The organism is Anaerotignum faecicola (assembly GCA_024460105.1).
Taxonomy (GTDB): Bacteria; Bacillota; Clostridia; order Lachnospirales; family Anaerotignaceae; genus JANFXS01.
The window spans coordinates 63,217-76,001 of record JANFXS010000003.1; the positions used below are offsets into that span (position 1 = coordinate 63,217).

General features: G+C 37.9%; 14 protein-coding genes. 4 read left to right on the forward strand and 10 right to left on the reverse strand.

The genetic code is table 11. The features are described 5' to 3' along the window. Positions 1–42: 42 nt before the first annotated feature. Positions 43–447, reverse strand: a complete 405-nt coding sequence (locus NE664_05320) for a hypothetical protein (GenBank protein MCQ4726079.1) — start codon at positions 445–447, stop codon at positions 43–45. 19 nt (positions 448–466) lie between these two features. Then, the gene (locus NE664_05325) at positions 467–751 is read right to left on the reverse strand and encodes a helix-turn-helix domain-containing protein (protein MCQ4726080.1); all 285 of its coding nucleotides are present in this window, start codon (positions 749–751) and stop codon (positions 467–469) included. A gap of 179 nt (positions 752–930) precedes the next feature. Between NE664_05325 and NE664_05330 the strand changes: the two genes are divergently transcribed. After that, positions 931–1,302, forward strand: a complete 372-nt coding sequence (locus NE664_05330) for a helix-turn-helix domain-containing protein (protein ID MCQ4726081.1) — start codon at positions 931–933, stop codon at positions 1,300–1,302. A 30-nt stretch (positions 1,303–1,332) separates the two neighbouring features. Here the strand turns inward: NE664_05330 and NE664_05335 are convergent, their stop codons facing one another. From NE664_05335 to NE664_05355, 5 genes are all read right to left on the reverse strand, one after another. Next, the gene (locus NE664_05335) at positions 1,333–1,902 is read right to left on the reverse strand and encodes a nitroreductase family protein (GenBank protein ID MCQ4726082.1); all 570 of its coding nucleotides are present in this window, start codon (positions 1,900–1,902) and stop codon (positions 1,333–1,335) included. 19 nt (positions 1,903–1,921) lie between these two features. Beyond that, positions 1,922–3,541, reverse strand: coding sequence for an ATP-binding cassette domain-containing protein (locus tag NE664_05340; GenBank protein MCQ4726083.1), 1,620 nt, complete (start codon positions 3,539–3,541; stop codon positions 1,922–1,924). 226 nt (positions 3,542–3,767) lie between these two features. Further along, on the reverse strand, positions 3,768–4,232 hold the full coding sequence (gene nrdR / locus NE664_05345; protein ID MCQ4726084.1) for a transcriptional regulator NrdR: 465 nt from the start codon (positions 4,230–4,232) through the stop codon (positions 3,768–3,770). Between the two features lie 228 nt (positions 4,233–4,460). Then, positions 4,461–4,766: an NAD(P)H-dependent oxidoreductase gene (locus NE664_05350; GenBank protein ID MCQ4726085.1), complete on the reverse strand. Its 306-nt coding sequence runs from the start codon at positions 4,764–4,766 to the stop codon at positions 4,461–4,463. Positions 4,767–4,911: 145 nt separating this feature from the next. Next, complete coding sequence (locus NE664_05355) at positions 4,912–5,172, reverse strand: YlmC/YmxH family sporulation protein (GenBank protein MCQ4726086.1); 261 nt, start codon at positions 5,170–5,172, stop codon at positions 4,912–4,914. A 199-nt stretch (positions 5,173–5,371) separates the two neighbouring features. Between NE664_05355 and NE664_05360 the strand changes: the two genes are divergently transcribed. Together NE664_05360 and nrdG are read left to right on the forward strand one after the other, a co-directional pair. Next, a complete protein-coding gene (locus tag NE664_05360) occupies positions 5,372–7,702 on the forward strand; it encodes an anaerobic ribonucleoside triphosphate reductase (GenBank protein MCQ4726087.1) in 2,331 nt (776 codons plus the stop codon). Next, a complete protein-coding gene (nrdG, locus tag NE664_05365) occupies positions 7,702–8,199 on the forward strand; it encodes an anaerobic ribonucleoside-triphosphate reductase activating protein (protein ID MCQ4726088.1) in 498 nt (165 codons plus the stop codon). Before NE664_05360 ends, nrdG begins: the two co-directional genes overlap by 1 nt. 58 nt (positions 8,200–8,257) lie before the next feature. Here the strand turns inward: nrdG and NE664_05370 are convergent, their stop codons facing one another. After that, on the reverse strand, positions 8,258–8,998 hold the full coding sequence (locus tag NE664_05370; protein MCQ4726089.1) for a DUF2161 family putative PD-(D/E)XK-type phosphodiesterase: 741 nt from the start codon (positions 8,996–8,998) through the stop codon (positions 8,258–8,260). Further along, positions 8,988–10,211 carry an aminopeptidase P family protein gene (locus NE664_05375; GenBank protein ID MCQ4726090.1) on the reverse strand — a complete coding sequence of 408 codons (1,224 nt, stop codon included), beginning with the start codon at positions 10,209–10,211 and terminating at the stop codon, positions 8,988–8,990. The genes NE664_05370 and NE664_05375 overlap by 11 nt, the downstream gene beginning before the upstream one ends. A gap of 158 nt (positions 10,212–10,369) precedes the next feature. Here NE664_05375 and NE664_05380 point away from each other — a divergent pair, with 158 nt between their 5' ends. Next, a complete protein-coding gene (locus NE664_05380) occupies positions 10,370–11,473 on the forward strand; it encodes a DUF362 domain-containing protein (GenBank protein MCQ4726091.1) in 1,104 nt (367 codons plus the stop codon). Between the two features lie 143 nt (positions 11,474–11,616). Here NE664_05380 and dnaJ read toward each other — a convergent pair whose 3' ends face one another. Next, positions 11,617–12,744 (reverse strand): molecular chaperone DnaJ, encoded by a 1,128-nt coding sequence (dnaJ, locus tag NE664_05385; GenBank protein ID MCQ4726092.1) that lies wholly within the window; start codon positions 12,742–12,744, stop codon positions 11,617–11,619. Positions 12,745–12,785: the final 41 nt, after the last annotated feature.

The following is a 12,785-nucleotide window of genomic DNA, read 5'->3' on the forward strand; positions in this document are numbered from 1 at the left end:
TGTTTCACCCCATATAATATATCATAAACTAAACTTCTGTGGTTACCCATTTATAAGCTTACGTCTCTTCATATACAGTATACAAAAAAACAGTTTTCGTTTTTCATAAAACTGCCGCCGTCCGCAAGGCACATCCATGTATTCATATAATATCTTTTCGGTTACATTTCTAAGAATATAACCATAGATATTGCTGTCTGCCTCAATGGCAGATTGCTCAATCATTTCTATGTCTTTTTTAAGAGAAATAGCTTTTTCTGCATTTGACAAAGTCGTGTTGCTTATTTTTCTGTTGCCGGGCCTGAAACCATACTGAATTGAACTCACGCCATAACAGTTATTTATTTCCTGTTTCTTTTCTTTGTATTGAAGACAAAAATATTCCAGTTCTTTATAAGCATATTGAGATATGTTAAGTTCTTTATATAATTCGTCAATTATACTCAAATATAAATCCTCTTCCTTTTTATATTATTTTTCTCTTTTTATTGTCCGGATATTCATATATACTTTCGTATTGCGTTAAGCAACATGCGGGGAAAAAATATATACTTATATCATTTTTATCTATTCCAAGGATATGTACAATTTTATCTGCTTCCTCAAGATTAAAATATGAATATCCATTTAATTTGTTTGATAACGCATCTGTACTCATTGAAAGCCTTTTTGCAAATTTTCGGTACGAATAGTTTTTCTTTTTCATAAGCTTTTTTAATTCTGTCAGCTCACAGTATTTTTTCTCTCTCATTTCCCCATTCCTCCTAAATTATGTCTTTTTATGAAAATTTTATTCAACATAAAGTTATCACATAAAATACAAACTGTCAACACGTTTCGACACGTTTCGGCAATCATGTCACGCTTCGTTATTGTCATATCATACAAATTCTGATATAATTACCTCATAATTAAAGGGGGCAAAAACAAATGAAAGCTGTAGAAAAAAGTGAATTCTCAAAAAGGCTTAAATCTCTTTTAGAAGAACGCGACGAATCAATTTATAAAATAAGCGATATACTGCATTTAAACCCAAGCACAATCTCAAGGTATAAAAACGGCATTTTGACGCCTAAACTTATTGTTATAGAAAAACTCGCCGAATATTTCAGTGTTAATCCTGTGTGGCTTATGGGATATGATGTGGACAAAGTTCCTGAATATGAAAGCAGAGGTGTGCGTATGGAACACGAAAATAAAACCGCAGAAGAAATAATAAAATTATATGCAAATCTTCCAAAAGGTTTGCAGGATTATGTTCTGGACAAGATAATGAAAATTAATGATAAAAATATTATATAAAAAACGGCAGGAAGAACCTGCCGTTTCTTATTAAATAACCGTTACTCTTCCTTCTTTCCTTTTTGGAGCTTTTGTTTCGGCATCACTATAACCAAGCGTGATTGCGGCAATCAGCCTTCCCTTTCCCGGAGCAAAAGCTTCTCTCAGTTCATTTTCAACATGAAGAGGGGCTGTAAGCCAACAGCTTGATATGCCTTTTGAATAAGCAGTCAATACAATATTCTGCATTGCTGCCGCTGCGCTTTCTACAGCCGCAAGCTCCTCATCATAATGTTCCTGCTGCAAAAAAGTCAAAATACATACCTTAGCTCCCCCAAGGCTTTTCACAAAATCCACCGTTTCGTTTATTACTTCTGGATGGGATTTAAATCTGTTATTAAGAACCTTTTTAAGCCCAAATATACTTCCGTCCATAATGCGGCTTAACTTCTTCATACTTTCGCTGCTTCTGCATACAACAAAATACCATGGCTGCAAATTAACGGCAGAAGGAGCCCAGCATGCCGCCTCCATTATTTCAGAAATGTCAATATCGCTTATAGGCTTATCATTATATCTGCGAACGCTTCTTCTGCCATAAATAGCCTCTTTTAAATCCATATTTAACACCGCCTGTTTATTACATAAATTTTTCTCTGAGACTGTCTACAACTTCGTCTTCAATATACTCGTCGAATGTTTCAGCCCTATCAATAATTCCGTTTGGAAGTATTTCAATGATTCTGTTGGCTATAGTATGCACAAACTGATGGTCATGGGAATCAAAAAGCAGAGTACCTTTGAAGTCTATAAGTCCTTCATTTAAAGCGGTAATACTTTCGAGATCGAGATGGTTCGTAGGCTCGTCAAGTATTAAGACATTTGCTCCGCTAATCATCATTTTACACAGCATGCATCGTACTCTCTCGCCACCACTCAATACTTTTGCGCTTTTTGTGGCCTCTTCACCGCTGAAAAGCATCCTTCCAAGCCAGCCGCGAATATCGGCGTCATATTTTTCGCCGTCTTTTGCATATGGCCTTAACCATTCAATAAGCGAATCCTCGCAATCGTCAAAATACTCGTTGTTATCTTTAGGGAAATAAGCCCGGCTTGTAGTTATTCCCCATTTGAAGCTGCCTTCGTCCGGCTCAATTTCTCCCATGAGTATTTTAAATAATGTTGTTCTTGCAATTTCATCGGTTCCGACAAAAGCTACTTTGTCATTAGGATTTATTATAAAACTAACATTATTAAGAACTTTTCTGTCGCCTATAGTTTTACTTATCCCTTTAACTTCAAGAAGGTCGTTTCCAACTTCCCTGTCCTGTTTAAAGTTAACAAATGGGTATCTTCTGGAAGAAGGCTTTATATTGTCAAGTTGAAGGTTGTCAAGAAGTTTTTTTCTTGACGTAGCCTGTTTGCTTTTTGACGCATTTGCGCTGAACCTCTGTATGAACTCCTGAAGCTCTTTCATTTTCTGTTCGGTGCGCTTGTTTTGGTCTTTAAGCTGACGCTGCGTCATTTGAGTGTATCCATACCAGAAATCATAGTTTCCCACAAACATTGTAATTTTTCCATAATCAATATCTGCAATGTGCGTACAAATTTTATTCAAAAAGTGCCTGTCATGCGATACGACTATAACAGTGTTTTCAAAATCCATAAGGAAATCTTCAAGCCATTTGATAGACTTTAAATCCAAATGGTTTGTAGGCTCGTCCAGAAGCAGTATATCAGGGTTTCCGAAAAGAGCTTGGGCAAGCAGCACTTTAACTTTCTGATTTCCTGTAAGTTCGCTCATTTGAGCATAATGAAATTCGTTTGTTATTCCAAGACCGTTAAGAAGTATTTCCGCATCGCTTTCAGCCGTCCAGCCGTCCAGCTCCGCAAATTCCGCCTCAAGTTCCGAAACTCTTATCCCGTCGTCATCATTAAAATCGGGTTTTGCATAAAGCGCTTCTTTTTCCTGCATAATTTCATAAAGCCGTTTATGTCCATACAATACTGTCTGAACAACAGAAAAATCATCAAATTCAAAATGGTCCTGTTTTAAAACCGCAAGCCTCTCGCCAGGAGTAATGGAAACATACCCCTTATTAGGCTCAATTTCACCTGACAGTATTTTAAGGAATGTACTTTTTCCCGTTCCGTTTGCCCCTATAAGCCCATAGCAGTTCCCTTTTGTGAAATTAACATTAACATCTTTAAATAATGTTCTTCCTCCGTATTGAAGTGTAACTGAATTTGCACTAATCATATTTCGAATTCTCCTTCGCAGTAATTAAATTATTTAAAAATTCGGCTTTATTTGAAAATCTGCTTTTATATTTGCAGTTTGCTTATGCAATATACGTCAATGCCCATATTTAGGTATTGTATAATAATTACAGCTTTATTGCAATACTTACCGAAAACATAAAGCATTCCGAAAACAACAGAATTAAAAATTTAAAGCCGGTAATTAATACCGGCTTTAAATATTACTATTTTATATCTTTTTCGCTGAGCATTTTGGCAAGTTCATCCATAAATGTATTGATATCCGTAAATTGCCTGTAAACCGATGCAAACCTTACATATGCAACTTCGTCTATATTCTTAAGCTTATCCATTACCATGTTTCCTATATCTTTGCTTGAAACTTCTCTGTCCATGCTGCCCATAACGGTATTTTCAATACTGTCGCAAAGTTCTTCAATCTGCTTAACCGTTATAGGGCGCTTATTGCAGCTTTTCATAATGCCGCCCATAAGCTTCTGTTTGTCGAAAAATTCTCTTGTCCCGTCGTTTTTTATAACCGTCATGGGGATTGTGTCGATACGTTCATATGTCGTAAATCTTTTTCCGCATTTTTCGCATAATCTCCTGCGCCTAATGGTTGTATTATCGTCTTGGCCTCTCGAATCAATAACTTTTGTATCGTCGTTATTACAAAAAGGGCATTTCACAAATATTCCTCCCCCCAAATACTTATATATAAAAAAGTATAATGCACAAAATGTTACAGGTCAACATAAAATATTAGTTTTTTGGCAATTATTGTTACATACCGATATATTTTATATATTCTTTTGAAGTCATAAGATACATTTTAATCTCTTCATTTGTTTTTTCCGTAATATGCATAAGTTACGCCATTTAATGTCCCGCATCGTCAACAAAGCAGAGATGGCGTTTCACAGCATGCCGCCGTTCCTGTATATCTCAAGTACATGGCTGCACGGAGAAAACATGGTTTTCATTATTCTAAAGTTATTTTCGCCCGGAAATCTATGATTTGAAATTACAACAAACTTTTGTTTCCTATTCTTAATATCAATTAGATCAAAACTTCCTTTATCCCTGATAATTTGCGGTATTTTAAGCGGCGCAAGCCTGTCGATAAAATTTTTAATGGCGGCGGTCATACTTGATGTATATACCGGCGTTGCAAAACAAACAACGCCATCTGCGCCGCTTTTCCTACGGCAAGCATATTGCAATGCCCAAATGCGGAAAATTTTTCTTGTGAGTCGCGTATCACATCGTAAAGCGAAGCTAAACGCAATTCAACAAACGCACTGTTGACACATTTCCAATCCATATGAAAGTATAGTTACAGTTTAAAATTTCATCAATTTTTATGGACTATTCCGGCACAAACATCATCTCGTCCAGTATAATATCGACAAGTATAACATCATCGCCGATGCGCCTGATACAATCCCATGGGATCCTAAACTCCCTTTCACGGCATAATACTCCGAAAAATCTGTTTCCTTCAGGAACAATTATCTTGCATATTTTCCCGCTCCTCAGATCCAGCTCAAGGTCACATACATACCCCAGCCGCATTCCGTCACATACGTTTATTACTTCTTTTTTTCTAAAACAGCTAAAGGTTTCCATGCAAATTCCCCTTTTTATCTATTCTTACTAACATATGTAAGTAAAGTTAAGAACAGACCACATTTATTTTTATTTAACATTTACATTGACGAAGTTAAATTTTAGATATACAATATGTATGCATGTTTATTATATCAAAACTACTATATATTGTGTTTTAAATAAAAATTAGGGACAAATTGTCAAGGGGGATAAAATAATGATGGTAAGTATCAAAAAAAGGGACGGACGCGAAGATAAATTTGATATATCTAAAATAGCGGCTGCAATCAATAAGGCCTTTGCCGCTACAACCGGCGCAAAGCCGGAAAGCGTGTGCATGGCTTTGGCTGAGGAAGTACAGCAGACATTCGAACTTGCCGGCAACACTTCTCCGAATGTAGAACAGGTTCAGGATATTGTCGAAAAAGTGCTTATCGACCATGGATATGTAAAAACGGCAAAAAGCTACATACTTTACAGGGCTGAACGCTCACGCATAAGGGATATGAACAACCGCCTTATGAAAACATACGAGGATATTACATTCAAAGATACAAACGAAAGCGACATTAAAAGGGAAAATGCAAACATTGACGGCAATACGGCAATGGGTACAATGCTTAAGTACGGCTCGGAAGGTGCAAAACATTTTTATGAGATGTTTGTTTTAAAGCCTGAACATTCAAAAGCCCATGCGGAAGGCGATATACATATTCACGACCTTGATTTCTATACTTTAACTACCACATGCTGCCAGATTGATATTATAAAGCTGTTTAAAAACGGTTTTTCAACAGGGCATGGGACTTTAAGGGAACCGAACGATATATCAAGCTACGCCGCACTTGCCTGTATTGCAATACAGTCAAACCAAAACGATCAGCATGGCGGACAATCAATTGTAAACTTTGACTACGGCCTTGCTCCCGGAGTTAAAAAAACATTTAAGAGATTATATTTCTCATCAATGGGAAATGCCCTTGAACTCTTGTGCGGCGCTGATCCGGATGCAGTTACAGAAATATTAAAAGCCGAGCTTGAATCAAAAGGATTTGTGCCGGAACTGGAAGAAAACGCCGAATATAACGAAAAACAGTTTGAGACGCTTATTTCAAAGGGATATAACGAGGACGCCGTTTTAAAAGCTCAGGAGTTTGCAAGGGAAAAAGCTGTAACAGGTACAGACAGGGCTACATATCAGGCAATGGAAGCTCTTATACATAATTTGAACACAATGCATTCTAGGGCCGGAGCACAAACACCTTTTTCATCTATAAATTACGGAATGGATACATCCCCTGAAGGAAGAATGGTTGTTAAAAATATGCTTCTTGTAACCGAAAAAGGGCTTGGAAACGGCGAAACGCCAATTTTCCCAATACAAATTTTCAGGGTTAAAGAAGGCGTTAATTTCAATCCGGGAGAACCAAACTATGATCTGTTCCAGCTTAGCTGCCGTGTAAGTGCAAAAAGGCTTTTTCCTAACTTTTCATTTCAGGACGCTCCATTTAACCTTAAATATTACAAAGGCACTCCCGAAACGGAAATTTCGTATATGGGCTGCCGTACAAGAGTTATGGCGAATGAGTATGACAAAACAAAAGAAATTTCCAACGGCCGCGGAAATTTAAGCTTCACAACAATTAATCTCCCCCGTCTGGGCATATTGGCAAACAAAAATATAGAATGGTTCTATAATGAGCTTGACAGAAAAATTGACCTTGTAATCGATCAGCTTCTTGAAAGATTTGAAATACAAGCTAAAAAAAGAGTTAACAACTTCCCTTTCCTTATGGGCGAAGGCGTTTGGATTGACAGCGAAAAGCTAGGCTACAATGACGAGGTACGGGAAGTTCTTAAACATGGAACGCTTTCCGTTGGGTTTATCGGCCTTGCAGAATGTCTCAAAGCCCTCATAGGCGCGCATCATGGGGAAAGCGAAACAGCCCAGAACCTTGGCCTTGACATAATAAGCCATATGAGAAAACGTACCGACGAAGCCACGAGGAAATACGGCCTTAACTTTACTCTTCTTGCTACTCCTGCAGAGGGATTATCCGGAAGATTTATAAGAATAGATAAAAAGAAATACGGTATTATAGAAGGCATTACCGATAAAGAGTATTATACTAACAGTTTTCATGTTCCCGTATACTATCCTATAAGCGCGTTTAAAAAAATACAGATAGAAGCCCCATACCATAACCTTACTAATGCCGGACATATATCGTATGTTGAGCTTGACGGCGATCCAAGCGAAAACCTTGAAGCTTTTGAAAAAATTGTGCGTTATATGAAAGAACAGGGAATCGGCTACGGCTCTATTAATCATCCCGTAGACCGCGATCCATGCTGTGGATTTAACGGAATAATCGGCGATACATGCCCTAAATGCGGCCGTCACGAAGATGAAGGCGATATAGGGTTCCAGCGTATAAGAAGAATAACCGGTTATCTCGTAGGTACGGTTGAAAGGTTTAACAATGCCAAAAGAGCTGAAGTAAACGATAGGGTTAAACATTCTGTTATTGAAGATGGTGCATTATAATGAAAATACGCATTTCGCAATTAGTCAACGATTCCATTGTCGACGGCACGGGCATACGCCTTGCCGTCTTTACACAAGGCTGTATACATAACTGTCCGGGCTGCCACAATCCTGCCACACACGATGTTAACGGCGGAATTGAAAGCGATACCGACAAAATTATATCCATTATGAAAGAAAATCCGCTTCTCGACGGCGTTACACTAACAGGAGGAGATCCGTTTGTCCAGCCGAAACAGTGCGGTTTAATAGCGGCGGCGGCTCATAAGATCGGGCTTAATGTATGGACGTATACTGGATATACATTTGAAGAAATACAGGAAATAAACGATCCCGATTTTAACAATCTGCTCGAAAATACGGACATACTTGTAGACGGACGTTTCATAGAATCACAAAGATCCCTTGAATTAAAATTCAGGGGAAGCCGTAATCAAAGAATTATTGATATGAACAAAACTCGTGAAACCGGGGTTCTGACGACAATTTATAATTAAAACAAGAGCGCTTTCAAAAACTATAATGTTGCCGAAAGCGCTCTTTATTTAATACTGTTTAGTTTATTCCTTCCATTGCCTTAATTTTGTTTTCTGCCTGCAATGAATAAACCTCTACAAGCCTGCTGTATTTTTCCTCGTTAAGAGCAGTTTTTCCCTTATCTGAAACTGTATATTCCGCTTTGCCTGTTTTTAAAAACCATCCGTAATAGTTCTTGTAAAGTATGCTGATATTTTTGTTCTCATATCCTGCCTGCTTTAACATTTTGTTTGTTATAGTTCCTATTTTGTCAGTCAGGCATAGTAATTCAATGCTTTTTTCCCTGTAGGCTGTGACAATCTCAGTCCGGTTTACGCCTCCATTATTTAAATTTTCACTCCTGCCGTTGAGCTCTATTTTTAACATACGTTTTTTTTGTCCGCTTTTGCATTTTATGGCTTTGGGTTCCAATATGACGTCAACGGTTTTAACAGGGCTGTCCATTGCAACTGTAATCAGCCCTATATCAAGACGTTTTAGGAGTTTTATCATATTTTTGAAACTGCTGTCCCTCATACCTTTTTCGCTTCTTCCGACAGCAACATAAACCAAATCTGAAAGTTCCTGACGATTTACGGCTTGATAAACAAGTTTAAGGCAAAAAGCCTTCTTAAGTTCAACAATTATCATTTCATCGCTTTTTTTTGCAATAAGATCGCATCCGTTTACTTCTCCGAACACATTGTATCCAAGATTTTCAAAAAAATCTGAAACAGGAGGAAATAAATCTTTTTCCAAAAAATCAAAACTATTTGCCATTTGCCATAAATTCCTCTATTTCTTCAACCGTTTTAATCATATCTTTTGATAAATTCTCGCATCCGTCTTTGGTAACAAGCACGTCGTCCTCTATTCTTATACCTATTTCCCATTCGTCTATATAAAGCCCCGGTTCAACGGTTAATACCATCCCTTCCTTAAGCTCCTGATTCCTATTGCCGACGTCATGAGTTTCTGCTCCTAAAAAATGGCCTACATTATGAAAATAGTATTTAAAAACGTCATCCCTTGTTTGAACAAGACCGATTTTTTTTAATTCACGAAAATAATAATCCTTTAACTTTTCATTAAGGCTCGGCATAGGAACGCCCGGCTTTATTGCATCCATTATAAGCTTTTGCCCGTTAAGCACAATATTATAAATTAATTTCTGACGTTCGGTAAATTTTCCGTTTGCAGGAAAAGTCCTTGATATATCCCCGTTGTACCATTCACGCTGCGCGCCTGCATCTATAAGTATAAGTCCGCCGTCTTTTGTTTTAGAATTATTATCTGTGTAATGAAGCACAGTTCCGTTTTTTCCTGAAGCTATAATTGTATTGAAAGCTTTATCTTTCACGCCGTTTTTAGTTAAAATATAATTATAATACGCCTCTATTTCATATTCCATCATTCCAGGCTTTGTATTCTTCATCATTTCTTCAATAGCCATGCGCGTTACATTAATTGCATTTTTAATACGTCTTATTTCTTCATCATCTTTTATAACGCGAAATTCGGAGATTATATGGAAAACATTTTCCACCGACGCTTTAGGGAATATTTCTTCCAACCCCTCCGGCGTCTGGCTGTACATAAGATCTGTCCGTTCGCAGTCAATAAATAGCCGTTTTACATCTTCTTTATAATGCTCCGTATCGCTTTCAAATTCATCTGTAAAACTTATATCCGAAATTCCGCTTGCTTTTTCTGCCTCAGCAGGCGTTATATTGGCTCCCACCCATTTTGCCTGATGTCCGTTATCCGGTTCTATATAAAGACGTTCAATTCTCACCCCATTATTTTTGGCAAGCATAAAAATGCACCGTTCCCGCTCGACTCCTGTCATATAATAAAAATTTCTGTCAGGAGAAAACAAGTATTTTTCATCACCGCGCTTAACAGGCGCCTCGCCGGCAAACAGAAAAACAAAATCGCCATCTTTTAAAATATTATAAAGTTTATTTCTGTTATTAACAAAAAAACTATTCATATATAAACACCCCTTTTTAGTTAGTATATCACAAAATTAATATTACATATAGTTATTACAGGAATTTAATGATAGAATAATAAAGTTAAAATTATTTATAAAAGGGGCGGATCAATATTTTAGTTTCTGTTTCAAAATGCACTGAATATAATTGTGAATTGCTAAAAGAAAAACTCCTTGAAACATTTAAAAATCTAGGAGGAATTGAAAAATACATAAATAAAGGAGAAACAATACTTCTAAAAGTAAACCTCGTAATGCGTAAAAAACCGGAAGAAGCGGCTACCACACATCCTGCTTTTGTAAGAGCCCTTTCCGAAATACTGGTAAATTACGGATGCAAAGTTATAATAGGCGACAGCCCAGGCGGCCCGTTCAACGAACTTCTTTTGAAATCCATATACAAAACTACCGGTATGGAAGAAGCCGCCAAATTAAGCGGCGCTTCATTAAACTATTCGACGGAAACGCTGACGGCTGAATATCCTGAAGGTAAAATTATAAGAAAATTGACCGTAGCAAAATTTATTATGGAAGCAGATAAAATAATATCGGTTTCAAAACTTAAAACGCACAGCATGACAAAAATGACGGGGGCTGTAAAAAATATGTTTGGCATAATTCCGGGAACGGTAAAAGCAGAATACCATTTCAGCTACCCTGATGTAGACGCTTTTTCCGATTGCCTGCTTGATATTTGCGGATATGCGTCGCCCATACTTTCATTTATGGACGGCATAACGGCTATGGAAGGACATGGTCCAACGGCGGGAACCCCACGAAAAGTCGGCGTTATACTGGCTTGCGAAAACCCATATGAACTTGATTTGGCCGCTTCAAAGATAATAAATTCTCCTATAAATGAAACTCCGTTAATAAGGCATGCAATAGAGCGCGGGTTATGCAGCAAAAACACGGATGAAATAAAAACTGTCGGCGATAACTTGAATTATTTTGTTCAAAAGAATTTTATTTTGCCAAAGACAGGGAGTATGCATTTTCTTGGCGATAATCCCCCAAAATTCCTTGAGGGATTTGTTAAAAAAAATTTACAGCCGAAGCCTGTTTTTAATTCAAAGCTTTGCGTAGGATGCGGAGACTGCGCCCTTAATTGTCCCGCTAAAATAATAGAAATAAAAGAACGCCTTCCTCATGCCGATCTTGACAAATGTATTAGATGTTTCTGTTGTCAGGAGCTTTGCCCCATGAAAGCAGTTTCGATTAAAAGGCCTTTAATTTTAAAAATGCTTTCAAAATTTTAAATAATTTATAATATGCCATAATCTAAAAAATTTGTATCTCCGCTGTTAAAAAAGCGTACTGCAATTTTAACAAGTATTAACCACAGCATAAATCTTCTATGTAGTAAGGATAGCTTGTTTTAATATTAACAGTACGCTTTTTGTTATTCTTCGAATTTCTCTTTAACTTTATTCCAAAAGCCCTTCTTTTCGCCTTCTTCCGAAGCAGACGATGTATTTCCGTAAAATGCCCTAAGCAGTTCTTTCTGTTTAGACGTCAAATCAGTCGGTATTTTAACTTTAAATGTTATAACCTGGTTTCCTCTTTGGTTATTATTTCTGAGGTTCGGAACTCCAACGCCTTTTATAACGGCAGTTGTTTCAGGCTGAGTTCCCGGTTTAACAGTATAGTTCATTTCGCCATCAACAGTCCTGATTTTGATTTCATCACCCAAAGCCGCCTGAACAAATGTAATCGGCACGTCGCAGTATATGTCCATACCCTTCCGTACAAAATACCTGTCAGGCTGCACATATACCGTTACCATTAAATCGCCGTAAGGGCCGTTATTAATACCGGCTTCACCTTTTCCGGCAAGGCGGATTGTCTGTCCGTGGTCAATTCCTTTTGGAATATTTACATCGAATTTCTTAACTTTTTTAACCCTGCCTTTTCCACGGCAAGTCTGGCATGGGTCTTTAATAATTTTTCCCGTGCCGCCGCAAACGGAACATGTGCGCACGCTTGTCATAGAGCCGAAAATAGATTGCTGTATAACCCTTTCCTGCCCTGTCCCGTTACATTTCCGGCACGTTTCGGCATGACTGCCCGGTTTTGAGCCGGTACCGCCGCATGTATCGCATTTGTCAACAACATTAACCGCAATCTCTTTTGTAGCGCCAAAAATCGCTTCCTCAAATGTTATTTGAATTGTAACGCCTACGTCGGCTCCCCTCTGCGGACCCGTTTTTCTTGAAGAAGAGCCTCCGCCGAATCCAAACATGCTGAATATATCGCCCATGTCAAAATCCATACCGCCGCCGTAAAAGCCGCCGGCCCCGCCCTGTTCAAATGCCGCGCTGCCGAATTGATCGTATTTTGCCCTCTTGTCCGCATCGCTCAATATTTCATAAGCTTGGTTTACTTCCTTCATTTTTTCTTCTGCCGCTTTATCTCCCGGATTATTATCAGGATGATATTTCTTAGCCATTTTACGATATGCCTTTTTTATATCGCTCTCGGAAGCATTTTTATCAATTCCAAGCACTTCATAATAGTCCTTATTTGCCAAATTAAATCACCGCCTGTTATAAAAAGGCATAACGCCTGAAT

What these genes read in the sequence shown, in the direction of transcription:
- NE664_05330 (MCQ4726081.1), top strand. Translation starts at nt 931, where the DNA reads ATGAAAGCTGTAGAAAAAAGTGAATTCTCAAAAAGGCTTAAATCTCTT.
- NE664_05370 (MCQ4726089.1), bottom strand. Translation starts at nt 8,998, where the DNA reads ATGGCAAATAGTTTTGATTTTTTGGAAAAAGATTTATTTCCTCCTGTT.
- NE664_05335 (MCQ4726082.1), bottom strand. Translation starts at nt 1,902, where the DNA reads ATGGATTTAAAAGAGGCTATTTATGGCAGAAGAAGCGTTCGCAGATAT.
- nrdG (MCQ4726088.1), top strand. Translation starts at nt 7,702, where the DNA reads ATGAAAATACGCATTTCGCAATTAGTCAACGATTCCATTGTCGACGGC.
- NE664_05340 (MCQ4726083.1), bottom strand. Translation starts at nt 3,541, where the DNA reads ATGATTAGTGCAAATTCAGTTACACTTCAATACGGAGGAAGAACATTA.
- NE664_05355 (MCQ4726086.1), bottom strand. Translation starts at nt 5,172, where the DNA reads ATGGAAACCTTTAGCTGTTTTAGAAAAAAAGAAGTAATAAACGTATGT.
- NE664_05375 (MCQ4726090.1), bottom strand. Translation starts at nt 10,211, where the DNA reads ATGAATAGTTTTTTTGTTAATAACAGAAATAAACTTTATAATATTTTA.
- NE664_05360 (MCQ4726087.1), top strand. Translation starts at nt 5,372, where the DNA reads ATGATGGTAAGTATCAAAAAAAGGGACGGACGCGAAGATAAATTTGAT.
- NE664_05325 (MCQ4726080.1), bottom strand. Translation starts at nt 751, where the DNA reads ATGAGAGAGAAAAAATACTGTGAGCTGACAGAATTAAAAAAGCTTATG.